The organism is Hylemonella gracilis (assembly GCF_004328645.1).
Lineage (GTDB): Bacteria > Pseudomonadota > Gammaproteobacteria > Burkholderiales > Burkholderiaceae_C > Hylemonella > Hylemonella gracilis_B.
In genome coordinates, this window is record NZ_CP031395.1 from 3,147,820 (window position 1) to 3,171,805 (window position 23,986).

Sequence of the window (23,986 nt, forward strand, 5' to 3'; positions counted from 1 at the left end):
AACGCAAGGGCACAAAAGGACTTACATCATGGAAAAACGTACTTTCAGCATCTACCGCTACGACCCGGACAAGGACGCCAAGCCCTACATGCAGACCATCGAGGTTGAACTCGAAGGCAATGAACGCATGCTGCTGGACGCCCTGGTCAAGCTCAAGGCCGTGGACCCGTCGCTGTCTTTCCGCCGCTCCTGCCGTGAAGGCGTCTGTGGCTCGGACGCGATGAACATCAACGGCAAGAACGGCCTGGCCTGCCTGACCAATCTGAAAACGCTCAAGGGCACCATCGTGCTCAAGCCCCTGCCCGGACTGCCGGTGGTGCGCGACCTGATCGTCGACATGACGCAGTTCTTCACGCAGTACCACAGCATCAAGCCCTACCTGGTCAACGACGAAGTGCCGCCCGAAAAGGAGCGCCTGCAGTCGCCCGAGGAACGCGAGGAACTGAACGGCCTGTACGAGTGCATCCTGTGCGCGAGCTGCTCGACCAGTTGCCCCAGCTTCTGGTGGAACCCGGACAAGTTCGTCGGCCCCGCCGGCCTGCTGCAAGCCTACCGCTTCATCGCGGACAGCCGCGACCAGGCCACAGCCGAACGACTGGACAATCTGGAAGACCCCTACCGTCTGTTCCGCTGCCACACCATCATGAATTGCGTCGATGTCTGCCCCAAGGGTTTGAACCCCACCAAGGCCATCGGCAAGATCAAGGAAATGATGGTCGCGCGCGCGGTCTGACGGTCCAGGACCCGAGAGACCCCACGCAAGAAAGTCAGGATGACCGTGACGCCGGAAGAAAACCTCATTGATGAACGCAGTCTGAGCAAGCTCAAGTGGCGCTGCCGCCGGGGCCTGCTGGAAAACGATCTGTTCATCGAGCGTTTCTTCCAGCAGCATGAAGCATCCCTGACGGTGCGCCAGGCCTCGGGCCTGGCCGCCTTGATGGAGCTGAGCGACAACGACCTGCTCGACCTGAACCTGGGCCGCAAGCCCCTGGCGCAGGTAGCCCCCGAGATGGATCGTGACGAAGTGCGCGAAGTGCTGAAGATGTTGAGAACCCCAGCTTGATGAGAGAAAGGTCAAGATATGAAACTTGCAGACAACAAAGCCACCCTGTCGTTCAGCAACGGCAAGCCCGCCATTGAGCTGCCCGTCTACTCGGGCAACATCGGCCCGGACGTGATCGACATCCGCAAGCTGTACGGCCAGACCGGCATGTTCACCTATGACCCGGGTTTCCTGTCGACCGCGGCCACGCAATCCGCCATCACCTACATCGACGGCGACAAGGGTGAACTGCTGTACCGCGGCTACCCCATCGAGCAGCTCGCGGTGAACTGCGACTTCCTCGAGACCTGCTACCTGCTGCTCAAGGGCAATCTGCCCAACGCCACCGAGAAGAAGGACTTCACCGAACTGGTGACGCACCACACCATGGTGAACGAGCAGATGCAGTTCTTCCTGCGCGGTTTCCGCCGTGATGCCCACCCCATGGCCATCCTGACCGGCCTGATCGGCGCGCTCTCGGCCTTCTACCACGACAGCACGGACATCAACAACCCGGAACACCGCGAGATCTCGGCCATCCGCCTGATCGCCAAGCTGCCCACGCTGGTCGCCATGGCCTACAAGTACGGCATCGGCCAGCCTTACATGTACCCGCAGAACGACCTGAGCTACTCGGGCAACTTCCTGCGCATGATGTTCGCCACGCCCTGCGAGGACTACAAGGTCAACCCGGTGATTGAAAAAGCGCTGGACCGCATCTTCATCCTGCACGCCGACCACGAGCAGAACGCCTCCACCTCCACCGTGCGCCTGTGCGGCTCCTCCGGCACCAACCCCTTCGCGGCAATCGCCGCGGGCGTGGCCTGCCTCTGGGGTCCGGCCCACGGCGGCGCCAACGAAGCCGCGCTGAACATGCTGTACGACATCCAGAAGCAAGGTGGCGTGGCCAAGATCGGCGAGTTCATCAAGCAGGTCAAGGACAAGAACTCCAGTGTCAAGCTGATGGGCTTCGGTCACCGTGTCTACAAAAACTACGACCCGCGCGCCAAGCTGATGCAGCAGACCTGCAATGAAGTGCTGACCGAGCTGGGTCTGGAAAAGGACCCGCTGTTCGCCCTGGCCAAGGAACTGGAAAAGATCGCCCTGGAAGACGACTACTTCGTCTCGCGCAAGCTCTACCCGAACGTGGACTTCTACTCCGGCATCGTGCAGCGCGCCATCGGCATCCCGGTCAACCTGTTCACCGGCATCTTCGCGCTGGCCCGCACGGTCGGCTGGATCGCCCAGCTGAACGAAATGATCGGCGACCCCGAGTACAAGATTGGCCGTCCGCGCCAGCTCTACACCGGCTCGGAACGCCGCGACGTGCCGCACATCAGCAAGCGCTGATCGGTCACACGGCAAACGACCCGCAGCTGCTGGTGCGAGCAGCAAAAAAAGGCCCGTCGAAACTCGGCGGGCCTTTTTTCATTTCGATAGCGACTCACCCGCCCTTTGGCGGCCTGAGCGGGTGATGAATCAGGCACCGCCTTGTGATGCAGTGCGTGCTTTTTCCAGCTCTTGCTCGATGAGCGGTGCGGCCCAGACATCGTTGGCGTGCTGGGTATCCAGGTACTCTCGGACCGATACGATCTTGCCGTCTCGGAACTTCAGAAGCATGTGGTACTCCTGCCGATACTGGCGTCCATTCTTCAAGTCGCCCTCGGAGACGACCTCAAGGGCGACATGATCGCCTTCGGCGATGCAGGACACCACCGTCATTTTCAAACCGTTCTCCAGCGCATTGACCATGCGATGAAAGAGGCGGCCAATCTTGTCCTTGGGGTACAGGCCAGCAGAGGGCGACCGTTCCTTTTTCCCGGGTATCCACCATGTCGCGTCATCGGCCATCGTGTCCAGGGCGCCTTCGAGATCACTGGCCGTGAAGCGCTCGAAGAATCTGAAAGCGACGACCTTGTTCTCTTGCGTGTTCATGGGCAATTCGTCCTTCACAGTGATGGGTGGCAGGAGATCGATCCAGGGATTGTTCACAGCCTGACAAGGCCGCTCGTCATTTGTCAAGTCGGTCGAATGATCTGCAGTTGACGAAGTTGGTGCTCCAACTCTGCCATGCCGCTCCAGGGCAGGATGGGCGAGTTCTTGCGTTCGTCAGGAGGATGGGATGGCAGCGTATCGGACCACCCGCCGCAGCCCACCAAGGGCAAGAGCGGGCGCTTGTGCAGCCAGGCCAGGCAGACCTCCGAAATCGTGCCGGCGCGCCCGCCGATGACCAGACAGGCGTCTCCCGACAAGGCCATCAGCAGGTTGCGCGCGTCACCCATGCCGCAGGGCACCACCACCGTCGCGGGCCAGTCTGCAGGGGGCATTTCATCGGGCGGCACGATGCTGAGCACCAGCCCCCCTTCGGCGATGGCCCGCTCCGCCGCGACCCGGGTCGCGGGGCTACCGCACCCGCTGACCAGAGTGATGCCGTGCCGGGCCAGCAGTGCACCGGCCCGGCCCGCCAACTCGTAGGCGGTGGAACCCGGCTCGGCGCTGCCGAGTACACAGACCTGGGGTTTACGGACAGATGCAGATGCACGGGACATGGTGATGACGTTCCTCGTTTTCAGTTTCGGCGCCCCATCCAATCAGGCCGGCCCCTTGGACCGCAGCTCCTTGCGCACGACCAACTTCAGGCCGGACCAGACCTCCGTGACCGCGCAAACCTTCACATCGACCCAGCCCAGCGGCAAGGCCAGTTCGCGGATGGTGTCTTCGGTGACCGTGGTCGGCACCTTGGCGGACTTCTTGGGCCACGACACCCAGACCACCGCGTCCGGGTGCAGCGCCTTGCGCAAGCGCGCCAACTCAGACGCCAGCACCTCGCGCTCGGTCACGAAGAGGTGAACCAGGTTCGTTCCGGCGCCGAGTTTGGCATTCACGCGCACACCGGCAGGCAGCTCACCCACGATGGCAGCATAGTCGCTCGGCCCGTTGAGAACGACGAGGAGTGTCGCCTCGGTGATACCCAGTTTTTTGGGCAAGGGAGTTCCTGAGTAACCAGCAGGCATGGTGGCTCCTAGACAGTCTGGTCTTATCGCTGACACATGAATTCACTGTCCCGCAGGGGGCTGCCAAAGTTCGACTTTATTGCCCTCCGGGTCCATCACCCATCCGAACTTTCCATATTCAGAATCATCGGTCTTCCCAATGACATTGCAGCCTTCTTCGCGCAGTAGTTGCAGCAAGGCCGCGAGATCTTCGACGCGGTAGTTGACCATGAACGTGGAACGGCTGGGAGCGAAAGGATGCTCATCCTCTGCACTGATCGCCCAGGTTGTTGTTCCCTTGCTAGGGTTGCCATCCGGGTCTGTCCAAGTGAAGGCGGCACCGCCCCAGTCTTGGACATCAATGTCCAGATGCTTCTTGTACCAGGCACGCAGTGCCTTCGGATCTCTGGCGGCAAAGAAGATGCCGCCTACGCCTGTGACTCTTTTCACCAGCTACTCCAAAGTTGTTCGATGTTTCAGCTTCCTGTCGCTGCGCTGGATTCCAAACAGCAAACGCAAGCCCTAGAGCGTGACGCTCTCGGAAGGACGTTCCCCATCCTGGTACGTGCAGCGGGTCCTTCTATATCAGGCTCTTTCTTGCCTCGCAATTCACTCGTCCCGCAAACATCCACTCAACCGGTGGATGCACGCATCACGAAAGCGCAAAACGAGAAAAATCGGCGCGGCGCAGCTGGGCCTACCTCCCCCCGCTGTTGCAGCGCGGGTCCCAGCGCCGATCAACGCCAGACAAATTTTTCTTGGGGTCCCCGGAGTCCGTGAATCGCCAAGCGCAATAGCCATATTGAAACCAGCGCGGGAAAGATACCCCGCAAATGGCGGTGAGTTCCTCTGGGGTATGGTGCCAATGGGGGGAATGGCCGCGAAGAAAAGATCATTCGCGACCCGCTTGAATCGAATGACGAGGGACCGTGCAAAGTGCTTGGACGATCCCCTGGGGGCGAGCCGGTCCACGTCTGGATGTGAGTAGAAATAGCGAATGCCTTGCAGCGCCTGCCCGAAATTGAGGGCTGCGTGCTTTGCGTATTCTTCCAACCAGCGCTTCATGGACATATTCGACACCTGCCAAGATCCAGTACAAAACCCTCGCCACCTCCGCCGGTGAGAAACTCGGGTTCAAAGGAAGTCAACCGTTCCAGCACGGCTATTCAGGTCGATGGCAGACGGCCTCGACATTGTTGCCCTCCAGGTCAATGACGAAGGCGCCGTAATAGTGGGCGTGGTAGTGCGGACGCAGACCAGGCGGCCCGTTGTCCCGACCGCCAGCGCTGATTGCGGCCTTGTAGAAAGCATCCACCGCCGCGCGGCTGCTGGCTTTCCAAGCCAGGTGACAGCCCGTCGTCGCGGGCGGACCGCCATAAGGCGAGGGACCGTCAATGAACCACACGTCCGCCTTCTTGCCATCAGGCTCGGAGGGGTCTGGGTAAGCGAAGCCCAGGAGGTTCGATCCGTAGTTGCCCTCGAAACAAACGGTGTACCCCAGGGGTGCTAGCGCCGCGCTGTAGAACGCCTTCGCGCGCTGGATGTCGTTGACGCGAAAAGTCATGTGATCGAGCATGCGCAATATCTCCGGTGTATCAAAAATTGACGACAGTCAGGACGTTTCACGCCCGCCATGGAGGCGGCCCGAGGCGGACTGTCTTCCGCCCGTGGCCGACTGCAGCACACCCGCCTTGCCCAGGCCAAATGGCGGCATGTTGACGTAGACGTTTTCATAGCTGCCTGCCGAAGCCTGGTAGGTCTCGTGCCAGATGCCCACCGAGCCGTCGGTGCCGATCGCCTTGTTGAAGGCTCGCCAGGCGGGCAGATGCGCCGCCTCCTTGTTCTTGGCGTAGGCCAGCAACTGCTCCATCGAGCGCCAGTACTGCACCAGGACGATGGTGCGCGAGAACCACATCTCGGCATGCAGCAGGCCCAGATCGGGTTGCTGGCTCAGTTCCTTGAGCATGCGCGGCATGGCCTGGGCGACGGGGAACCATTTGTGGATCAACCACGGTTTGTTGATCCGCATCCCGATCAGGAAGACGACAAAGTCGCCCTCCAGCGTCGCAGTCAAACGTTCCTTGTGAACCATGGTCAGTCGGGCGTCACGTCTTTACCGGCGATGGCGAAGCAGGAGGACCTTCGAACTGCTCAAGCGATTGATCAACGCAGGCCCAGCTGGGTGCACTCGCGACCCAGATGTTGGTGGTCGGCTTGATCGCCGACGGATCATCCAGGGTGCCAACACGGACCACCGTGAGCCCTGGACGACCGCTGGAATCGGAAAAAAGCTGGCTGCCGCATGTGGCGCAGAAGCGTCGGGTGACCGTGTTGCCGCTGTCTGCCTTCTTGTCATGGCGGCTCGGCGTACCCGTGATCTTGATGGCGTCGCTGGGAAAGATGACGTTCACGGTCCCATTCGATGCGATGCGCTGGCAGTCCTTGCACCAGCAGAACCTGGATGGGCCTGGGTCGGCCCTGACCTCGTAGCGAATTTCGCCGCAAAGACAAGCACCGGTGAACAGCTTCATGGGAACTCCCCGCATTTCTAGGGTTGTGCGCAGTTGCGCCGTGGATATCGATGGAGAGACCAGCCCGGCCCGCGGAGACTGCGGCGCGCCCAAGAGGACTCAGGCCACATTCTTGACCAAACGGATATCGACTTCTCGGGAGACATAACGCCACTCGGGTGAGGAGCGCAATTCGAGCAGCATGTGGTCGAACTGTGCTTCGTGTTCCGGGGCGTACTCGAACCAAGTCAGGAAGTCAAAAGGCTCCTCTTCCGATATGTCCCGGCAATGATGCAGTCTGCGCGCGATGGCAGGCAGATAACGCAGGCCGATGGCGATGTGCTGCGATTGCGCTTCGAAGATCTGGCGTCGCTCGTCCTGGGTGAGTTCCCACCAGGCGGCAGATTTTCGGATCGGGATCAGGGCCGCAAACGTGGCGGCGGGCCGACCCAGGCCTTCCTGCTTGGCCTGCAGCGCAGTCTTCTCCTCCTGCTCCACATAGCGGACGTTGCTGGTGATGCCTCTGAGCGTCCATAACGAACCCGATGGGACCTCGAACCCGGATAACACGCTGATGGCGGCCGGCTGATCCAAGGCAGGTCCACAGACCGTCGTTTGAGAGCGGACGAGCCACTCGCCTGTGCTGGCGGCAACGAATGTGAATGATCGAGTGGACATGGCAGGAAAAGCTTGCTTCGATTCAAGGAAGTTGTGCGACGGGCCTCTCGCCGCCGGACTGAGGCCGCGCTACCGCACCCCGTGCGGCTGCTCACGCTAAGGCACATACGGCCCCTTGACCTCGCCCCAGCCCCACTTGGGCATGGGCGCATCGGGGTTGACCTCCGCGCCGTCTTGCGAGTTCAGCACCGCGAGGCGGGAACCCCACTCCAGGTAACCCACCAGGGCGGACCGGAACTCGGGGTCATCGGGCATGCCCAGTTCGTCGGCGGTGTCGAGCAAGAGCGCGAGCCAAGCACGCCGCTGCTCCTGGGTGAGGTGTCGGTTCAGGTGCTGACGGATCATGTGCGGATGACCGCCATGGTCAGCCGAGTACGTCTCTGGTCCGCCCAGCACCTCCGCCAGAAACGCGGCGACGTGCTGGGCGTGCTCGGGGTTCATGTGGGCGAACACCGGCGCCAATGTCGGGTTGGCGGGAACACGCTCGTAGAAACGCGTGGTCAGGCGCAACAGCGCGTCCATGCCGCCGAGCCAGGCATAGAGGGAGGGAGGGGTTGGGGTTTGCATCAGCACGCCTGCTTTCAGAAGACCTTCTGCCAGTAGCCGACATCCAGCCACCGGCCGAACTTGTACCCCACTTGCTCGAAGCGAGCAACCTGTTTCATCCCGAACTTCTCGTGCAGGCGCACGCTCGCTTCATTCGGCAACACAATGCCGCCCATGGCGGCATGGATGTCGCGCTCCACCAGCGCGGCAAACAACGCCTCGTACAAGCGGCTGCCTAGGCCTTGCGCCTGGATGCCGTGCTTGAGGTAGACCGAAATTTCCACCGAGTAACGGTACGCCGAGCGCGTTTTCCATTTGCTGGCATACGCATAGCCCAGCAGTTGCCCCGACTCTTCCAACACCAGCCAAGGCAGACCGGCCGCCAGGATGTCCTCGATCCGCGCGCTCATCTCTTCGACGGAGACGGCTTGCTCCTCGAACGTGACGGTCGTGTTGGCGACGTAGTGGTTGTAGATGCCGACGATGGCTTCGGCGTCGGAGGGTTGGGCAAGGCGAATCACATCAGGTCTCCCGAATCGCTGCGTTGTCAAGACTGCCGCCTCGATTCAAACCAGTCAAGGTCCGCAAACGCGCAGCGATTCATCGGGGAACGAACGCCAGGAACTCATCCACAGACAGTGATTTTGAGAAGAACCAGCCCTGACCCAACCGGACGCCAAGCTCTCTGAGTGTTCTGGCTTGCACTTCGTGCTCTATGCCCTCGGCCACGATCACCGGACGGCCTGCAGCAGCGACACGTCTGATTTCTTCTTTCGTCTCTTCGATCATTCCGTCGCTCAAGATTTGGTCAACCACGCTCTTGTCGATTTTGATGTAGTCCAGTTTGGTTCGCGCAAGAAGCAAGAGATTCAGGTTGCCGGACTCAACGTCATCGATCGCAATACCGAGACCGAGCCGACGGGCAGAACGCAAGCCTTCGAGAGAAATATGATCCGGTGAGCCGCGCTCGGTCAGCTCAAGGACGAACTGCGGATACAGATCTTTGACACCGGCATGGTGGGCTGCGTACTGCAGCCCACCGCGGCCAAACAGCTCAGGGGGAACATTGAGCGATAGGTGAAAGTCTCGGTGCGCTCTCAGCCACGCGCCCAACTCCAAGGCCACTTGCTCCACCAGCCAGTATGTCAGGACCCCTATCGCAGGAGTTCCTTCTATTTCGGGAATGAAAACCGCTGGCGAAATCGTTTTTCCGTCCTTCTTCCAACGAACCAGAGCTTCCGCAGCGACACACGCGCCCGTGGCCAGCGAAACGATGGGCATGTATTCGACGTGAAATTCACCCTGCTCGATCCCCCAAATGACATCGTCATTGCTCGTCGTCACAGATCCTCCCGAATGTCTATCTTGAGCTGATTGCTCATTACTTTGGTCATTCTAAGATTTGTGCTCGGGAGTCGGGATCGACTGCGAGGGAATGATGTTCGCGATCGATGGAGTGAACGCCCTCGGGGAAAATACCCGGCTCATCGACGCGGAGGCGAGATCAGATCAACCGTCAGACGAACCGGGCTCCACCCACGCTGCAAGACGCCGATAACTCTTGCGGCTCTTATGCAGCCGCTTGTATTGATAGTCTTGTGGTGACGCAGATGCCATGTCGGCACGGGACTTCAATGATCCCACCTCAGATGCCGGATATACGATTGCAAGCGCTTTACCCACTGGTCCTCAATCGCTCAGCTTCTTGCCGTTGAGGGGGAGTCCATGTACGAGGGGTTAGGCGTCAGCGCTCACGGCTCTGGGGTTCCAGTGTCTTGCGTTCCGGCAATCAACTGTGCCCGCGCAGCTGCGGCGAGTGCCTGATATTTAGTGCGAAATGAATCGAGTGCTTCCTCCTCAAGTTCTTCAAGATCGAGCAGGGCGTTGTGCGCACCCTTGGTCGCACGAATCAATTCATCGAGCTTCACTTGAATTGCCTCGGTATCGCGATTCTGAGTGTTCTGAATGAGGAACACCATCAAAAAAGTAATGATCGTGGTCCCGGTATTTATCACCAACTGCCAAGTGTCACTGAACGCGAAGACTGGGCCTGTGATGATCCAAACGACGATCACGGCCAATGCCAAAAAGAAAGTCCTAGGCCTCCCGCAGAAGCGGGATGCGTTCTTTGCGAGGCTTGAGTACCAAGAGGCAGAGCGCATGATGGGCTGGTCCTGCTGACGTCTAAAGTGATAGGGACCGCAAAAGCGCGGAATAACATGGGCGAATTTTCATCTTCATGTCTCCCTTGCAGCAAGCCAAGTGCTTGTTTTCACGGAAGAACTCAGACCAATATAGCGCAAGCCTGCGTGCATCACAAACCGCGAACCCCGGCCAAGGCGCCGCATGGCAATCGGCGCTGAATCTATTGATCCTCGAGGCGTTACCTGCCGTTCCGGGGCCCTGCTTCACAGCCTGCACAGCGATCGCAAGACTGTCACGCAGAGCCAGATGAGGCCCTGAGCCTCAGCCCAGCCGCAACAACCCCTGCCCCGCCCTCACCTCGCTCCCCGTCGTCAGCCCCGCCACCAATTCCAGCCCCGGCGGCGCCAGCACCACGATGGTGGAGCCATGTTCGAACCAGCCCATCTCCTGCCCGCGCTGCAGGGCGGCGTCACAGGGCAGCACCTGCGGCCCGGCGTAGCCGTGGTGCAGGTTCAGGTCGAGGAAGTGCAGGCGCACGCTGGCCACGAGGATGGCGCCCACGGGCACCAGGGTCAGCGAGCGCGCCTGTCCCTGGGCATCGTGGAAGGTGGTCTCGATCACGGCGCGGTCGTTGCGGCAATAGAGCGACTTCACGCGCTTGAGCGCGATGGGGTTGACGTTCCACGCATCGCCCTGAATGTGGGTGACGCGCTGCACCCGGCAATCGGTGGGCGCGTGAAAGCGGTGGTACATGCCGGCGCGCAGGCGCAGGGTGACGTAGCTGCCGCCCTGGTGCTGTTGCGCCAGTTGGGCCGCCGCCGCGTCGTTGCCCAGCAGCTCGGTCAGGCTGTAGGGCATGCCCTTGATCTGCAGCAGCTCGTCGCCCTGGATGCGACCATGGCCACCGATGATGCCGTCGCTCGGGCTGCACACCAGGTGCGGGCTCGCGTCGAAGGTCCGGGCACCTGGCTTCAGTTCGCGCACGAAACAATCGCGCAGACTGTCGAACTTCTGCTGCTTAGCCTCGCCCAGGTCGGGGCGGGCGAAGAACTTGAAGGCGGCGATGGACGGCACGCGCACCAGCGGGTTGCGAATCTTGGCGAAGCGCCCCATGAAGCGCGTGAGCGCCACGCGCGGCAGGCGGTTGGTCAAGACGAAGTTCAGGCTTTCCTGCTGCAGCAGGCGGTGGATGACGTTCATGCGTCGACTCTAGGGCGGATTTGTTGCAGAACGACGAAACGGGGGTGACAGCCGCCGCGTCACGGGGTTTTCACGCGGCTGTCAAATTGCCCGCCTACAAAGAGCCTTTCAGTCACGGAAACTACACAACCATGGTGGATGAATTTGCCTGGACGGCCGGCTTGCTGGGCGCGGCCGCTCTGACCCTGCCCAAGCTCAAGCGCAGGCTGGAACTCTCGCGCGCCAAGCACCCCTCGCTCACCGGCCACTCGCGCATGGCCAAGCGCCTGGCGCGCCTGCTGCCGGGCTACGCCTACGACGAAGCGCAGTTCTTCAACAGCGACGGTGCGCCGGAGGCCGTGGTGCAGCAGCGCCGCGCGGGCTTTCACGCACTTGCAGGACGCCTGCAGGCCAAGGCACCGAAGTCCATCGCGCTGACCAAGGAAATGCGCGACGGCATTCCCGACCTGCGTTTCACCGGCGCGTACCGCGTGCCCTTCCAGTACAGCCCTTACCTGCGCGAGCACATCGCCAGCGGCGCCTTCGTGCAGTCGGCCAGCGGGGTGACCGTCACCGATCTGGATGGCAACCGTTATTACGACCTCACCGGCTCCTACGGCGTGAACGTACTGGGCGTGGATTTCTACAAACAGAGCATGGCTGAGGGCGCGGCGCTCACCCAGGACCTGGGCCTGGTGCTGGGCATGCTGCACCCCTGCGTGGCTGATAACGTGAAGCGCCTCAAGCGCATCAGCGGCAAGGACGACGTGTCCTTCCACATGAGCGGCACCGAGGCCGTGATGCAGGCCGTGCGCCTGGCGCGCTACCACACGCACAAGAAGCATCTGGTGCGCTTCTCGGGCGCCTACCATGGCTGGTGGGAAGACGTGCAGCCCGGCCCCGGCAACCCCCTGCCCCCGCGCGAAACCTACACCTTGCGCGAGATGCACGAGGCCTCGCTGAAGGTCTTGCGCACCCGCAAGGACATCGCCTGCGTGCTGGTCAACCCGCTGCAGGCCCTGCACCCGAACAAGAACGCGCCGGGCGATTCCACCCTGCTCGACAGCAGCCGCAGCGCCAGCTACGGCCCCGAACAGAAAGAGGCCTACGCCGCCTGGCTGCGGCAGTTGCGCGAGGTGTGTACGGCGCGCGGCATCGTGCTGATCTTTGACGAGGTGTTCCTGGGTTTTCGCCTTGCGCCCGGCGGCGCGCAGGAATACTTCGGCGTGCAGGCCGACCTCGTCACCTATGGCAAGACCTTGGGCGGCGGCTTTCCGGTCGGCGTGGTCTGCGGCAGCCGTGCCTTGATGCAACGCTTCCGCGAGGACAAACCCGCTGACATCTGCTTCGCCCGCGGCACCTTCAAGGAACACCCGTATGTGATGGGCGCGATGAACGCTTTCCTGCGCCAGCTGGAAACACCCGCCGTCCAGGCGCTCTACCAGGACTTGGACGCCGTGTGGGATGCGCGGCGCGAGCAGTTCAACGCCCGCATGGTGGCGGAAGGCCTTCCTGTGCAGGCCGCCAACCTGCAAAGCATCTGGACACTGAGCTACACCCGCCCCTCGCGCTACAACTGGATGTACCAGTACTACCTGCGCGATGCGGGCCTGGCCCTGAGCTGGATCGGCACCGGTCGTTTCATCTTCAGCCTGAACTACAGCGGGGCCGATTTCGACGCCGTGCTGGAGCGCTGTGTGCAGGCCGCACGGCTGATGCGACAGGACGGCTGGTGGCATGCATCCGGCAACGATGACCTGTCCGAGCTGAGCAACAAGGCCATCAAGCGCACGGTACTGCGCGAGACGCTGGCGCGTTTTTTCGGACGGAGCTGAGAGCGGGTGGTGCTCGACCGATCGGCATGGAGATCTGATCGAGCATCCTAGTCCTACCCCGCAAGCCAGGGACGAGAAAAAAGGGCGGCAACCGAAGTTGCCGCCCTTTTTGTTGTTGAACCCGGCATGCCGAAGCATCCCGGGTCATCCATCAGCCCTGCGCGAATTCCGGCTTGTGCTCGTCCTCGTGCGCCAGGTGGTGACCGGGATCGATCAGTTGACGCTTGACGAAGAGGTAATACGGCGACTTCCAGTACATGACGATGTCGTGGAAGGGATCGGTCAGGATCTTGGTGGCCCAGACGATGCCGGTGTACAGGTTCTGCTTGCGCCACAGCTGCAGCACGCGGACCAGCAGGCCCGAGGCGCCCAGCCAGAGCCAGAGCCAACCCACGTTGAGGACAAAACCCGCCAGGTCCTGGTGGGGTTCCATCAGGCCGAAGAAATCCGGGTCCAGCCACAGCGCCAGGGGCAGCCCCGCCCACACGGCCATCAACACCACCTTGCGCTGGATGTTGAAGCCCACCTTGATCTCTTCCTTGTACTCGTCCGTCACCTGGTTGATGTGGTCATAACCACGCGGCTCGAAGAAGAAGTGACCCGACTGGCGCGTGACCATGGAAATCAACCAGCCGATCAGGCCAGCCACGGGCGGGTTGATGATGAGGAAGGCATAAGCCACCAGGAAGGAGATCGCGCTGATGAAGTGCAGCGACTGGTTGATGCGACTGTGGTGGTAGTAGCGGTGGTCGTCCCAGCGCTGAACCTTGAGATCGTGCAGAAATGAAGACACGGAAAACTCCTAGGGAAGATGATCAAAACCGGCTTGCGGATGGGCCTGCCGCGCGACGCCATCCACGACAAGGCCGCGGGGTGTAACAGCCTTGCCATATTCGACGCTGCACGTGAAAAAACGATGACAAGCGCGCCACCCGCGCACCACGCTGGCGCGATCCGGGTCGACCTGTTGTTTTGTCGCGCCGTTGCGCCGACCGGTTTCACGAAGATGCCACGGTACCGTCATCAATCTGAGATGTGACGCGCACAAGATGGTCGGCATGAAGCCCCTCTTCGATGACTCCGACATGGCCGATGCGGCGTACCAGGAACTCTGCATCGAAAACCTGCCCGCCACGCAGACCCAACTGCGCCTGGCGGTGGTGACGGAAACCTATCCGCCGGAAGTCAACGGCGTCGCCATGACCTTGCAACGCGTGGTGCAGGGCCTGCGCGAGCGCGGCCACCAGGTGCAACTCGTGCGCCCGCGTCAGACGCATGAAAAGACCTCGATCGCGCCGGGCGGCAACGACGCGCCCTCCAGGCATGTGGCGGCAAGCGAAGAGGCGGACATGCAGGCGCAAGCGCAGGACGTGCTGCTGCGCGGCATGGCCATCCCCCACTACCCGCATCTTCAGATCGGTTTCCCGGCGCGGCGGCAATTGCGCGCCCTGTGGTCGGTGCAGCGACCCGACCTCGTGCACATCGCGACCGAGGGGCCGCTGGGCTGGTCGGCGCTGCGCGTGGCACGCAAGCTGCGCATCCCCGTCACCTCGGACTTTCGCACCAACTTCCACGCCTACAGCGGGCACTACCGCCTGGGCTGGCTGGCCAAGCCCATCATGGCCTACCTCAAGCGCTTCCACAACCAGGCCCAGGCCACCATGGTGCCCACGCGCGAGCTGGCGAGCGAACTCGAGGCCCGTGGCTTCGAACGTCTGCAGGTCGTCGCGCGCGGCGTGGATACGCAGTTGCTGCACCCCGCCAAGCGCGACGCCAAACTGCGCGCGCAATGGTGCGAGCAGGCCGGCGTGCGGGCCGACGCGCCCGTGCTGCTCTGCGTGGGCCGGATCGCGCACGAGAAGAACCTGGGGCTGCTGATCTCGGCCTGGAAGCAGGCGCGCTTGCAGCAACCCGAATTGCTGCTGGTGCTCACCGGCAACGGGCCGGCACGCGAGGAACTGCAAGCCGAACTGGCGCCCTACGGGCCGATGGTGATTTTCACCGGCGTGCTGCAGGGCGAGGCGCTGGCACGTTGCTACGCCAGCGCGGACATCTTCGCCTTCCCCAGCCGCACCGAGACCTTCGGCAACGTCGTGCTCGAAGCCATGGCCAGTGGCCTGGCCGTGCTGGCCCTGGACTACGCCGCCGCCGCGCAGCACATCACGCACGGCCACAATGGCCTGCTCGCCCCCCTGGACGACGAAACGCTCTTCACGCGACAACTGGTCAACCTGGCGCGGGATGCCGACCTGCGCGCGCGCCTGCGCGTGCGCGCCCACGAAACCGCGCGCCGTTGCGGCTGGGGCGGCATCGTGGCCCAGGTCGAGACGGTGATGAAGAACGCCATCCAGCCGCTCCGCGTCAGCATGGATGCGCCCGCGGTTGAAGCCCAGGCCGAACCAGCCTGACACGGCGACGTCATCGCCGCGTCACGCGCGCTTTCTAGACTGCCCGCCCATGTCTTCCATCCAGTTGCTGGGTGTGCGCAAGCAGTGGGGCCCGACCACCGCGCTCGCGGACATCAACCTCACCATCGAACCGGGCAGCTTCTGCGTGCTGCTGGGGCCCTCGGGCTGCGGCAAGTCCACCACCCTGCGCATCATCGCCGGGCTGGAAAGCGCCAGCGCCGGCCGGGTACTGATCGACGGGCGTGACGTCACGGCGCTGCCACCCGCGCAGCGCGGCATCGCCATGGTGTTCCAGAACTACGCCCTGTTCCCGCACCTCAGCGTGGCCGACAACATCCGCTTCGGTCTGTCGGTACGCAAGCTGCCCCCAGGCGAAATCAGCCGGCGCTTGCACGAGACCGCGGAGCTGCTGGGCCTCACCGCTCTGCTGGCGCGCAAGCCGTCCCAACTCTCGGGCGGCCAGCAGCAGCGCGTGGCCCTGGGCCGCGCCCTGGTCGCGCAAGCCAAGGTCTGCCTGATGGATGAACCCTTGTCCAACCTGGACGCGCAACTGCGCCAGGACATGCGGCGCGAGCTGCGCGAGCTGCAAAAGCGCCTGGGCCTGACGGTGGTCTACGTCACGCACGACCAGACCGAGGCCATGAGCATGGCCGACCAAGTGCTCTTGCTCCACCAAGGCCAGATCGAACAAGCCGCCACGCCGCGCCTGCTCTACGCGCAGCCGGCCAGCACCTTCGCGGCGCGCTTCATCGGCACCCCGCCCATGAACCTGCTGCGCCTGCGCGCGGGTCGCATCGCCGGCAGTGACCTGCCCGTGCTGGGTCTGACCGCCGACCTGGACCAGGCCGCCTTTCTGGGTCTGCGACCGGAGGCGGTCCGGCTGCTCCCGCCCGATGCCCCTCAAGCGGACGCAGGCATGGCAACCCACAGGATCGCCCAGGTGCGCGGCAGCGAATACCTCGGCGCCGACCTGGTGCTGCATTGCGCCATCGGCGAGGAGACGCTGACCGTGCGCCTGGACGGCCGCGCGGCACAGGGCAACGCCACGCCCCTCGACGTCGGCGCGACCGTGCGCCTGGACTGGGACGCGGCCGATGCCCACCTCTTCGACGCTGACGGGCGCCGCATCACGCCAGCATCGTCCCTGCACTGATTTTTCCAACCCCGGAGCACGCTCTCATGCAACGCAAGACCTTCAACCGCTTCCTGATGACCTCGGCCATGGCTTTGGGCCTGGGTCACCTCGCGCTGGCCCAGACGGTGACGGAAGTTCCCTTCTTCTACCCGGTGGCCGTCGGTGGCCCCATCACCAAGGTGGTCGATGGCCTGGCGGAGGAATTCAACAAGGCCCACCCGGGCATCCAGATCAAGCCGGTCTACGCCGGCACCTACCAGGAAACCATCGTCAAGGCACTGACCGGCCACAAGTCCGGTCAGCCGCCGGTAGCCGCCGTGCTGCTGTCGACCGACCTCTTCACGCTGATCGACGAAGACGCTATTCAGCCGCTGGACGGCTACGTCAAGACCGCCGCCGACAAGGCCTGGCTGTCGAGCTTCTACCCCGGCTTCCTGCTCAACAGCCGCACCGGCGGCAAGACCTGGGGCGCGCCCTTCCAGCGTTCGACCATCGTGATGTACTACAACAAGGACCTGCTCAAGGCGGCCGGCATCGCCAAGGCTCCCGAGACCTGGGCCGAGTTGGCCGAAGCCGCGAAGAAACTCACGAAGAAGGACAGCGCCGGCAAGACCGTGCAGTACGGCATGCAGATCCCGTCCACCGGCTACGGCTACTGGATGCTGCAGGCCCTGGCCACGCAGAACGGCGCCGTGCTCGCCAATGACGCAGGCAACGCCGTCAAGCTGGACGACCCCAAGGTCATCGAAGCGCTGGAATACTGGGTCAAGCTGGCCAAAGATGGCGTGCACCCGCAAGGCGTCGTCGAATGGGGCACCACGCCCAAGGACTTCCTGGAACAGAAGACCGCCATCATGTGGACGACCACGGGCAACCTGACCAATGTGCGCAAGAACGCCAGCTTCGACTTCGGCGTGGCCATGCTGCCCGCCCAGCAACGTCGCGGCTCGCCCACCGGCGGCGGCAACTTCTACATCTTCAAGAAAGCCACGCCCGCGCAGCAGCAAGCCGCTTTCCAGTTCATCCAGTGGATGACCCAGCCCGAGCGCGCCGCGCGGTGGAGCATCGACACCGGCTACGTCGCCACCTCGGCCCAGGCCTACGACACGCCCGCGCTCAAGGCCTACGCCAAGGACTTCCCGCCCGCGCTGGTGGCGCGTGACCAGCTCGCCCACGGCGTGGCAGAGTTCTCGACCCACGAGAACCAGCGCGTGACCAAAGCCCTCAACGACGCCGTGCAGGCCGCGCTGACCGGCGGCAAAACCCCCGCGCAAGCGCTGAAGGATGCGCAGGCCGAGGCTGAGCGCATCCTGCGCAGCTATCGCTGATCGGCCAACGCCATCCTGCCGCGAGCAGGGGGCGTGCCGGCCGCCGATTTCGATTTGCGCAGCAAATCACATGAGGCGGTCGGCATGCCCCCTGCTCGTGGCAAGCGCACCACGATGAATCAGAAACCCATCACCGCCTGGCTGTTGCTGCTGCCGGCCCTGCTGTTGCTGCTGGCCTTCACCCACCTGCCCGCCGTCGCCACCTTCATCGACAGCTTCTATTCCACGCCCCGTGGCAGCCGCCCCGCCGTCTGGGTCGGGTTGGAGAACTATGCGGTGATGTTCGAGGACCCGGTGTTCTGGCGCGCGCTGCGCAACAACCTCTGGTACGCCGGCGCGACGATTCCCCTGTCCATCGGCCTGGCCCTGCTGATGGCGATCTGGGTGAACGAACGCATGACCGGCCGCGCCTTCCTGCGCCTGGCCTTTTTCACGCCCACCGTGCTGCCCATGATCGCGGTGGCCAACATCTGGCTCTTCTTCTACACCCCGCAGTACGGCCTGCTGGAACAGATCAGCGGCGCGCTCGGCCTGCCCTCGCACAACTGGCTCGGCACGCCCAGCACCGCGCTCGGCGCCGTGACCCTGGTCGCGGTCTGGAAAGAGGCGGGGTTTTTCATGATCTTCTACCTCGCCGCGCTGCAAGGCCTCAACCCCAGCCTGCGCGAGGCCGCGGCCATCGAAGGGGCCTCGCGCTGGGCCTACTTCCGTCGCGTGCAGTGGCCGCTGCTGATGCCCACCACCCTCTTTGTCCTGGTCAACGCCGTCATCAACGCCTTTCGCACCGTGGACCACATCATCGTGCTCACGCGCGGTGGCCCCGACAACGCCACCCTGCTGCTGCTCTACCACCTCTACGAAGTTGGTTTCAAGTTCTGGGACACCGCCTACGCCTCGGCGTTGACCGTGTTGCTGCTCCTGGTCCTGGGTGGCGTGGCGCTGCTGCAGTTCTTCGTGCTCGACCGCAGGGTGCACTACCGATGAACGCATCCGCCCCTCGTCGATCCGTCTGGAATGAACCGGACTGGCTCGACACCCTGGCCGCCTGGTTGCTGGCCCTGCTCTGGGTATTGCCCCTGCTCTACGCCGTCTGGACCGCCTTTCACCCCGCCGCCTACGCGACGCGCTTCGACCTGACGGCCCCGCTCACCCTGGACAACTTTCGCCGCGCCTGGGAGGCCGCGCCTTTTGCGCGGTATTTCCTCAACACCACATTGATCGCCGCCACGACCCTGGCCGCGCAACTGGTGCTTGCCACGCTGGCGGCCTACGCCTTCGCGCGCCATGAATTTCGCGGCAAGCACCTCGTGTTCTCGCTCGTGCTGCTGCAACTGCTGGTGATGCCCGACATCCTGATCGTCGGCAACTACCAGACCATGGCGCGGCTGAACCTGGTGGACACGCTGCTGGCCGTGGGTCTGCCCTACTTCGCCTCGGCCTTCGCCATCTTCCTGCTGCGCCAGACCTTCATGGGCATCCCCAAGGAACTGGACGAAGCCGCGCGCGTGGAAGGCGCGAACACCTTGCAGACCCTGTGGCGTGTCTACGTGCCGCTGGCGCGCCCCACCTACCTGGCCTTTGCCTTGGTCTCGGTCAGCTTTCACTGGAACGACTTCCTCTGGCCTCTGGTCATCACCAACTCCCCGCAAACACGACCGCTCACCGTGGGACTGCAGGTTTTCGCCTCGGTCGAGCAGGGCGTGGACTGGTCCATCATCACCGCCGCCACGCTGCTGAGCTCGGCGCCGCTGCTGATCGCTTTTCTTCTCTTCCAACGTCAGTTCGTGCAAAGCTTCATGCGCGCCGGGATAAAGTAAACACCCCCGACTCTCGCTCACGGGGTGCAGCTCGCATCCCCCGGCGCTCCCCATGGCCCGGCAGAACCGGCCCCACGCGAGCCCCCGCTTTGGCAGTCGTCGCTCACCGAGACCATCTATTCCGCGAGCCTCTCTTCATCATGAAATTGATCACCTGGAACACACAATGGTGCCAAGGCCTGGACGGTGTCGTCAGTCCGGAACGCATCGTGGCCGAGGCACGGGCCATGGCGGATTTCGATCTGCTCTGCCTGCAGGAAGTCGCCGTCCACTTTCCGGCGCTCACCGGCAGCAGCGCACCCGACCAGGTGGCGCGCCTGCGTGAATTGCTGCCCGACCACGAGATCCATTTCGGCGCGGCCGTGCAGGAACGTGGCCCGGACGGTCGCTGGCGCCAGTTCGGCAACCTGGTGGCCAGCCGCCTGCCCGTGCTGCAAGCCCAGCATCACGCCCTGCCCTGGCCTGCCGACCCGGGCGCGGAAGGCACGGGCGTGCGCTCCATGCCGCGGATGTGCACGGTGGTGACGGTGCTGGCGCCCTTCGCGCCGCGACCCCGGCCCTTGCGCGTCATGACCACCCACCTGGAGTACTACTCGCCCCTGCAGCGTGGTGCGCAGATCCAGGCCCTGCATGCGCTGCACGAGTCGGCCTGCGCGCGGGCGCTGTGCCCGCCCTGGGTCGACGCGCAGAGCACGGGCCCCTTCCAGGCCAAGCCCCACACCCAGAGCGCCCTGCTCTGCGGTGACTTCAACCTGCCCCCCGGCGCGCCGGAACATTGGCTGATCCAGCAACCGCTGGACGACGCACGCATGCCCGCGCTGCACGACCTCTGGCCCGTCGTGCACGGCGACCGCCCGCACGACCCGACCTTTCTGGTGCACGAGCGCGCATGGGGCCCCGAACCCGTGGCCTGTGACTTCGTGTTCGCCAGCGGCGACCTGCTGCCGCGCGTGCGGCGCATCGAGGTCAGCGGCGGGAGCCGCGCCTCAGACCATCAGCCCGTGCTGGTCGAGTTGGACGAGCGGGTCGCCGACTGAGCCCGGAACGAGAGGAGGCCCCGAAAGGGGCGTCGTCGCCTCGCCATTTGCCAGCCGACGAATCCGGCCAGGGTCAAGCCAGCCAGCGCCATCACCCCTTGCACCGGCATGTGCAGCGCGATCAGTCCCGCGTACAGGGCCAGCGCGAGCAGGATGCCCAGGTTTTCATTGAACCCCTGCACCGCGACGGACTGCCCCGCGCTCAGCAGGCGATGGCCGCGGTGCTGCAGCAATGCGTTCATGGGCACCACCATGACGCCGCCCAGGGCGCCCAGGGCCAGCAGCACGGGCAAGGCCCAGCGCCAGTCGCTGATCAGCAAGGGGCCAAGCACCAACAAAACGCCCATGGGCAGGCCAAGCGCCAGCACCCGCAGGGCATGGCGCAGGCGCAGGCGCGTCGCCACCCAGACTGCGCCACCCACCACGCCCGCCGCCACCGTGCCCTGCAGGTAGGCGGCTTGGTCCAGCCCCAGGGCCAGCGCGCGGGTGGCCCATAGCAGGACCGCGAACTGCAACAGCGCGGACAGGCCCCAGAACACCGAGGTCACGGCCAGGGAGAGCCCACCGGCACGGTCCCGCCAGAGCGTGCGGTTGGCGGCGCGAAAATCGGTCCACAGCCGCCGGGGCGAGGCGCCTGCGGGTCGAGGGGGGTAGCGCACGCCGCTGGGTCGGATGCCCAGATGGCACAGGGCCGCGAGCAGGTATACCGCGAGCACGCACAGCAGCGAGACCTGCAAGGTGCGCAGGGTGGACCCGAGTTCAGGTGGCAGGGAGTGCGGGAACGCGGAAGGCAGGCAAGCGCCCAGCCAGGCCAGCCGTTCGCCCGCCACCACGGCCTGCACCCAGCTCGACTGCAACCAGACCGGCGCCACCAGGGCGCCGCCCAGCACCACCCCCAGCAGCACCGAGAGCACCACGGCCGATTCGACCCAGCCATTGGCCGCGACCAGCACGGCTGGCGGGGTGCTTTCCGTCAGCAGGCCGTACTTGGCTGGCGCGTAAGCCGAGGCCCCCAGGCCCACAAGCGCAAAGGCAGCCAGCGGATGCAGGCCGGCCAGCAGGGCCAGGGCGCCCAGCAGCTTCAAGGCGTTCATCATCACCATCAAGCGGCGTTTGCAAATCCGGTCCGCCAGCGCGCCGACAAAGGGCGCAAGCAGCACATAGGACAGGGTGAAACTGAACTTGAGCAGCGGCGCCCACCAGGGCGGCGCGCCCAGCGCCAGCAGCCAGGCCATGGTGACGATGAGCAGGGCGTTGTCGGCCAGCGCGGACAGGAACTGCGCGGCGATCAGCCAGATGAAACCGGCGGGAAGCCGGGTAGATCGTGCCGGCACGGAGCGTGAATGACGCCCACCCGATGGCGCCCGCTGCTCGCCCCGGGTCACGTGCGCCTCGTCATGAATGGCTTCTCGTGCATGCCGGCTCAGGCGTTCGCCCGCGCGTCCGCGTCGGCCCCGGCTGCGGCCCGCGCAGGCGCATCCACCATCACGTGCAGGCCCCCCGCCAGCTTGGCCTCGTGTTTGGACAGGGAGGCCTTGGTCGCCAACTCCTCGGCATAGCGGTAGTCACCACCGGCCACGCGCACTGCGCCGATGGACACCGTGGTGCAGGGAAAGAAACGCCGCACGCCCTGCCGGTCCTCGGCCTCGACGCCACCGCGCGTGCGCCCCTCCTCGTCGTAGAGGTCACGCGCCTGACGGGCAAAGGCCGCGATGATGCGTTCGCTGCGCGGGCGCCAGTCCTCGCTCTGAAACAGAATCATGAAATCGTCACCACCGACGTGGCCGACGAAGTCGCGCTGCGGGTCGCTGTGCGCCACGGCCAGGCGCGCCAGCAGGCGAATCATCTCGTCGCCACGCCAATAGCCGTAATGGTCGTTGTAGGGCTTGAAGTTATCCAGGTCCAGATAGCAGACGGTGAAGGCGCCGCCGCTGTCGAGCAGGCGCTGCATGTGCAAGCTGATCGGAATGTTGCCGGGCAGAGAGGTCAGCGGGTTGGCGTGGCGCGCCGCCTCCAGCCGCAGCTCTGTCACGGAACGTACCAGTTGATCGCCTGTGCCCAGGCCCACGTAACGTCCGTTGTCGGTGACGATGAAGCCGTCGTTCAGGTAGCGCTGATCCTGCGAAGTCAGGATGCCCACCAGCTCCTCGATGTCGAAGTTGCGCTCGATCAGGCGCGGCTCGCGGTTGGCGTGCTTGATGCAGGACTTGCGGCCATGGATCTCGCGGAAGTAGAGCGTGGCGTAGTGGTCCATGAACTGCTGGCGGTTCAGGATGGCGACGGGCCGCTCGCCACCATTGCCGTCACCCTTCGCTTCGCTCTCCAGCACGGCCATGGCATGCAGGCCGGGATGGGCGTGGAACAGCGCCGCCGCCTCGTCGTTGCTGGTCGCGGTGCTGAGCGTGGGCGCATGGATGATGGACAAGTGCCGCAGCTGGCCACGCTGCGCGGCGTAACGCTGCTCGGGCAGCACGGCCACGCGCGTGTCGCGCAGCACGTTGCCGGCTTCGCGCAGCGGTTCGGTGCGCGGCGCTGCCTCGGGGCGCCCCAGGAACCAGCCTTGCCCGTAGGTGATGCCCAGGTCGCGGATCACGCGCAGTTCGGCCTCGTGCTCGATGCCCTCGGCCACCAGCGAGGTACCAAAGACATCGGCGATCTGCAGCAGGGCCTGCACGGTCTTGAGCCGGTCGGCGCTCTGGTGGATGTCGTGGCTGAAGTACTTGTCGATCTTGACGATGTCGGGCTTGAGCTGTGACCACAGGCGCAGGCTGGAGCGCCCGTCGCCAAAATCGTCCAGCGCCAGGGCCAGCCCTTCCGACTGCAACTGGCGCGAGACCTCGCCCAGGGCGTCCATGTCGTCCACGCGCTCGTGCTCGGTGATCTCCAGCACCACCATGCGCGGCGAGACCTGCAGGTTGCGGATGCCTTGGGCCAGCATCGTGGTGCCCCCCACGTCCACCAGGCGCGACAGTGCGTTCGCGCTGATGTTGAGGAAGAGCCGACCGGGCTGGCGCAGCGTGCCCCAACGCCGCAAGGCCACCTGCAGGCAGAAAAGCTCGAATTCGTAGAGCAGGCCTTCGTCCTGCGCGGCACGCAGCAGGGCTTCAGGCCGATGCAGAGGGCTGTCCTCGGGTCCGCGGATCAACGCCTCGTGGGCATGGACCGCGGCCGACTTGAGGTCTACGACGGGCTGAAACACCGCGCGCAAACCGCCTTGCCGCATCAAGGCGGCGAGCGAGCCCGTGCCGTCCCGCGTCAGCGCATCGGGCACATAGAGGTGAACTTGGTCAATCACCCATTCATACTGCCCCGCCTGCATGACGAAATGACGTC

27 protein-coding genes are annotated in these 23,986 nt (G+C 64.1%); 10 read left to right on the forward strand and 17 right to left on the reverse strand.

All coding sequences use genetic code 11. The features are described from left to right. Nucleotides 1-28: 28 nt before the first annotated feature. The 3 genes from DW355_RS14755 to DW355_RS14765 are packed head-to-tail and all read left to right on the forward strand — an operon-like array spanning nucleotide 29 to nucleotide 2,392. Nucleotides 29-733: a succinate dehydrogenase iron-sulfur subunit gene (locus tag DW355_RS14755; protein WP_131281147.1), complete on the forward strand. Its 705-nt coding sequence runs from the start codon at nucleotides 29-31 to the stop codon at nucleotides 731-733. A gap of 39 nt (nucleotides 734-772) precedes the next feature. Then, a complete protein-coding gene (locus tag DW355_RS14760) occupies nucleotides 773-1,063 on the forward strand; it encodes a succinate dehydrogenase assembly factor 2 (RefSeq protein WP_131281149.1) in 291 nt (96 codons plus the stop codon). Nucleotides 1,064-1,081: 18 nt separating this feature from the next. Beyond that, nucleotides 1,082-2,392: a citrate synthase gene (locus tag DW355_RS14765; protein ID WP_131281151.1), complete on the forward strand. Its 1,311-nt coding sequence runs from the start codon at nucleotides 1,082-1,084 to the stop codon at nucleotides 2,390-2,392. Between the two features lie 129 nt (nucleotides 2,393-2,521). Here DW355_RS14765 and DW355_RS14770 read toward each other — a convergent pair whose 3' ends face one another. From DW355_RS14770 to asd, 13 genes are all read right to left on the reverse strand, one after another. Continuing rightward, complete coding sequence (locus tag DW355_RS14770) at nucleotides 2,522-2,977, reverse strand: nuclear transport factor 2 family protein (protein ID WP_131281153.1); 456 nt, start codon at nucleotides 2,975-2,977, stop codon at nucleotides 2,522-2,524. Between the two features lie 83 nt (nucleotides 2,978-3,060). Beyond that, a complete protein-coding gene (locus tag DW355_RS14775) occupies nucleotides 3,061-3,591 on the reverse strand; it encodes a Rossmann fold nucleotide-binding protein (protein ID WP_131281155.1) in 531 nt (176 codons plus the stop codon). 42 nt (nucleotides 3,592-3,633) lie between these two features. Beyond that, the gene (locus DW355_RS14780) at nucleotides 3,634-4,029 is read right to left on the reverse strand and encodes a DUF3052 family protein (RefSeq protein ID WP_131281157.1); all 396 of its coding nucleotides are present in this window, start codon (nucleotides 4,027-4,029) and stop codon (nucleotides 3,634-3,636) included. Nucleotides 4,030-4,098: 69 nt separating this feature from the next. Continuing rightward, a complete protein-coding gene (locus DW355_RS14785; RefSeq protein WP_131281159.1) occupies nucleotides 4,099-4,485 on the reverse strand; it encodes a VOC family protein in 387 nt (128 codons plus the stop codon). Nucleotides 4,486-5,197: 712 nt separating this feature from the next. Continuing rightward, nucleotides 5,198-5,611, reverse strand: coding sequence for a VOC family protein (locus tag DW355_RS14790; RefSeq protein ID WP_131281161.1), 414 nt, complete (start codon nucleotides 5,609-5,611; stop codon nucleotides 5,198-5,200). A 36-nt stretch (nucleotides 5,612-5,647) separates the two neighbouring features. Next, complete coding sequence (locus DW355_RS14795) at nucleotides 5,648-6,127, reverse strand: DUF4188 domain-containing protein (RefSeq protein ID WP_131281163.1); 480 nt, start codon at nucleotides 6,125-6,127, stop codon at nucleotides 5,648-5,650. Between the two features lie 13 nt (nucleotides 6,128-6,140). Beyond that, nucleotides 6,141-6,566, reverse strand: coding sequence for a GFA family protein (locus DW355_RS14800; protein WP_131281165.1), 426 nt, complete (start codon nucleotides 6,564-6,566; stop codon nucleotides 6,141-6,143). Nucleotides 6,567-6,665: 99 nt separating this feature from the next. After that, a complete protein-coding gene (locus tag DW355_RS14805; RefSeq protein ID WP_431733180.1) occupies nucleotides 6,666-7,139 on the reverse strand; it encodes a chlorite dismutase family protein in 474 nt (157 codons plus the stop codon). A gap of 180 nt (nucleotides 7,140-7,319) precedes the next feature. Next, nucleotides 7,320-7,790, reverse strand: coding sequence for a group II truncated hemoglobin (locus tag DW355_RS14810; protein ID WP_131281169.1), 471 nt, complete (start codon nucleotides 7,788-7,790; stop codon nucleotides 7,320-7,322). Between the two features lie 14 nt (nucleotides 7,791-7,804). Next, nucleotides 7,805-8,290: an arsinothricin resistance N-acetyltransferase ArsN1 family B gene (locus DW355_RS14815; protein WP_131281171.1), complete on the reverse strand. Its 486-nt coding sequence runs from the start codon at nucleotides 8,288-8,290 to the stop codon at nucleotides 7,805-7,807. Between the two features lie 79 nt (nucleotides 8,291-8,369). Then, on the reverse strand, nucleotides 8,370-9,113 hold the full coding sequence (locus DW355_RS14820) for an EAL domain-containing protein (protein WP_131281173.1): 744 nt from the start codon (nucleotides 9,111-9,113) through the stop codon (nucleotides 8,370-8,372). Nucleotides 9,114-9,520: 407 nt separating this feature from the next. Beyond that, entirely contained in the window at nucleotides 9,521-9,931 is a 411-nt protein-coding gene (locus tag DW355_RS14825; protein ID WP_131281175.1) for a low affinity iron permease family protein, read from the reverse strand. 304 nt (nucleotides 9,932-10,235) lie between these two features. Beyond that, a complete protein-coding gene (gene asd / locus DW355_RS14830; protein WP_131281177.1) occupies nucleotides 10,236-11,114 on the reverse strand; it encodes an archaetidylserine decarboxylase in 879 nt (292 codons plus the stop codon). Between the two features lie 131 nt (nucleotides 11,115-11,245). On the opposite strand from asd, the gene DW355_RS14835 reads away from it, so the two are divergent. After that, complete coding sequence (locus tag DW355_RS14835; RefSeq protein ID WP_131281179.1) at nucleotides 11,246-12,928, forward strand: aminotransferase class III-fold pyridoxal phosphate-dependent enzyme; 1,683 nt, start codon at nucleotides 11,246-11,248, stop codon at nucleotides 12,926-12,928. A 151-nt stretch (nucleotides 12,929-13,079) separates the two neighbouring features. Here DW355_RS14835 and DW355_RS14840 read toward each other — a convergent pair whose 3' ends face one another. Both DW355_RS14840 and DW355_RS14845 read right to left on the reverse strand, forming a co-directional pair. Further along, a complete protein-coding gene (locus DW355_RS14840) occupies nucleotides 13,080-13,721 on the reverse strand; it encodes a hypothetical protein (protein ID WP_131281181.1) in 642 nt (213 codons plus the stop codon). A 9-nt stretch (nucleotides 13,722-13,730) separates the two neighbouring features. Next, nucleotides 13,731-13,988, reverse strand: a complete 258-nt coding sequence (locus DW355_RS14845; protein ID WP_131281183.1) for a hypothetical protein — start codon at nucleotides 13,986-13,988, stop codon at nucleotides 13,731-13,733. Between DW355_RS14845 and DW355_RS14850 the strand changes: the two genes are divergently transcribed. The 6 genes from DW355_RS14850 (at nucleotide 13,987) to DW355_RS14875 (ending at nucleotide 20,653) form a co-directional block, all read left to right on the forward strand. Further along, complete coding sequence (locus tag DW355_RS14850) at nucleotides 13,987-15,336, forward strand: glycosyltransferase family 4 protein (protein WP_242671193.1); 1,350 nt, start codon at nucleotides 13,987-13,989, stop codon at nucleotides 15,334-15,336. The genes DW355_RS14845 and DW355_RS14850 overlap by 2 nt on opposite strands. A gap of 49 nt (nucleotides 15,337-15,385) precedes the next feature. Beyond that, entirely contained in the window at nucleotides 15,386-16,489 is a 1,104-nt protein-coding gene (locus tag DW355_RS14855) for an ABC transporter ATP-binding protein (RefSeq protein ID WP_131281185.1), read from the forward strand. A 26-nt stretch (nucleotides 16,490-16,515) separates the two neighbouring features. After that, the gene (locus tag DW355_RS14860; RefSeq protein ID WP_131281187.1) at nucleotides 16,516-17,799 is read left to right on the forward strand and encodes an ABC transporter substrate-binding protein; all 1,284 of its coding nucleotides are present in this window, start codon (nucleotides 16,516-16,518) and stop codon (nucleotides 17,797-17,799) included. Nucleotides 17,800-17,883: 84 nt separating this feature from the next. Continuing rightward, nucleotides 17,884-18,783: a carbohydrate ABC transporter permease gene (locus DW355_RS14865; RefSeq protein WP_431733181.1), complete on the forward strand. Its 900-nt coding sequence runs from the start codon at nucleotides 17,884-17,886 to the stop codon at nucleotides 18,781-18,783. Next, the gene (locus DW355_RS14870) at nucleotides 18,780-19,616 is read left to right on the forward strand and encodes a carbohydrate ABC transporter permease (protein ID WP_131281189.1); all 837 of its coding nucleotides are present in this window, start codon (nucleotides 18,780-18,782) and stop codon (nucleotides 19,614-19,616) included. The genes DW355_RS14865 and DW355_RS14870 overlap by 4 nt, the downstream gene beginning before the upstream one ends. A 140-nt stretch (nucleotides 19,617-19,756) precedes the next feature. After that, entirely contained in the window at nucleotides 19,757-20,653 is an 897-nt protein-coding gene (locus DW355_RS14875) for an endonuclease/exonuclease/phosphatase family protein (protein ID WP_131281191.1), read from the forward strand. Here the strand turns inward: DW355_RS14875 and lplT are convergent. Both lplT and DW355_RS14885 read right to left on the reverse strand, forming a co-directional pair. Further along, nucleotides 20,611-21,987, reverse strand: coding sequence for a lysophospholipid transporter LplT (lplT, locus tag DW355_RS14880; RefSeq protein WP_131281193.1), 1,377 nt, complete (start codon nucleotides 21,985-21,987; stop codon nucleotides 20,611-20,613). The genes DW355_RS14875 and lplT overlap by 43 nt on opposite strands. Before the next feature lie 89 nt (nucleotides 21,988-22,076). Next, nucleotides 22,077-23,876 (reverse strand): GGDEF domain-containing protein, encoded by a 1,800-nt coding sequence (locus DW355_RS14885; RefSeq protein WP_242671390.1) that lies wholly within the window; start codon nucleotides 23,874-23,876, stop codon nucleotides 22,077-22,079. Nucleotides 23,877-23,986: the final 110 nt, after the last annotated feature.

Bases quoted from the DNA above. Each gene is read 5' to 3' on its own strand.
- DW355_RS14885 (WP_242671390.1), bottom strand. From the start codon at position 23,876: ATGCGGCAAGGCGGTTTGCGCGCGGTGTTTCAGCCCGTCGTAGACCTC.
- DW355_RS14865 (WP_431733181.1), top strand. From the start codon at position 17,884: ATGCCCCCTGCTCGTGGCAAGCGCACCACGATGAATCAGAAACCCATC.
- DW355_RS14855 (WP_131281185.1), top strand. From the start codon at position 15,386: ATGTCTTCCATCCAGTTGCTGGGTGTGCGCAAGCAGTGGGGCCCGACC.
- DW355_RS14795 (WP_131281163.1), bottom strand. From the start codon at position 6,127: ATGGTTCACAAGGAACGTTTGACTGCGACGCTGGAGGGCGACTTTGTC.
- DW355_RS14800 (WP_131281165.1), bottom strand. From the start codon at position 6,566: ATGAAGCTGTTCACCGGTGCTTGTCTTTGCGGCGAAATTCGCTACGAG.
- DW355_RS14835 (WP_131281179.1), top strand. From the start codon at position 11,246: ATGGTGGATGAATTTGCCTGGACGGCCGGCTTGCTGGGCGCGGCCGCT.
- DW355_RS14765 (WP_131281151.1), top strand. From the start codon at position 1,082: ATGAAACTTGCAGACAACAAAGCCACCCTGTCGTTCAGCAACGGCAAG.
- asd (WP_131281177.1), bottom strand. From the start codon at position 11,114: ATGAACGTCATCCACCGCCTGCTGCAGCAGGAAAGCCTGAACTTCGTC.
- DW355_RS14760 (WP_131281149.1), top strand. From the start codon at position 773: ATGACCGTGACGCCGGAAGAAAACCTCATTGATGAACGCAGTCTGAGC.
- DW355_RS14850 (WP_242671193.1), top strand. From the start codon at position 13,987: ATGAAGCCCCTCTTCGATGACTCCGACATGGCCGATGCGGCGTACCAG.
- DW355_RS14755 (WP_131281147.1), top strand. From the start codon at position 29: ATGGAAAAACGTACTTTCAGCATCTACCGCTACGACCCGGACAAGGAC.
- DW355_RS14860 (WP_131281187.1), top strand. From the start codon at position 16,516: ATGCAACGCAAGACCTTCAACCGCTTCCTGATGACCTCGGCCATGGCT.
- DW355_RS14775 (WP_131281155.1), bottom strand. From the start codon at position 3,591: ATGTCCCGTGCATCTGCATCTGTCCGTAAACCCCAGGTCTGTGTACTC.
- DW355_RS14825 (WP_131281175.1), bottom strand. From the start codon at position 9,931: ATGCGCTCTGCCTCTTGGTACTCAAGCCTCGCAAAGAACGCATCCCGC.
- DW355_RS14870 (WP_131281189.1), top strand. From the start codon at position 18,780: ATGAACGCATCCGCCCCTCGTCGATCCGTCTGGAATGAACCGGACTGG.
- DW355_RS14810 (WP_131281169.1), bottom strand. From the start codon at position 7,790: ATGCAAACCCCAACCCCTCCCTCCCTCTATGCCTGGCTCGGCGGCATG.
- DW355_RS14770 (WP_131281153.1), bottom strand. From the start codon at position 2,977: ATGAACACGCAAGAGAACAAGGTCGTCGCTTTCAGATTCTTCGAGCGC.
- DW355_RS14875 (WP_131281191.1), top strand. From the start codon at position 19,757: ATGAAATTGATCACCTGGAACACACAATGGTGCCAAGGCCTGGACGGT.
- DW355_RS14845 (WP_131281183.1), bottom strand. From the start codon at position 13,988: ATGCCGACCATCTTGTGCGCGTCACATCTCAGATTGATGACGGTACCG.
- DW355_RS14790 (WP_131281161.1), bottom strand. From the start codon at position 5,611: ATGCTCGATCACATGACTTTTCGCGTCAACGACATCCAGCGCGCGAAG.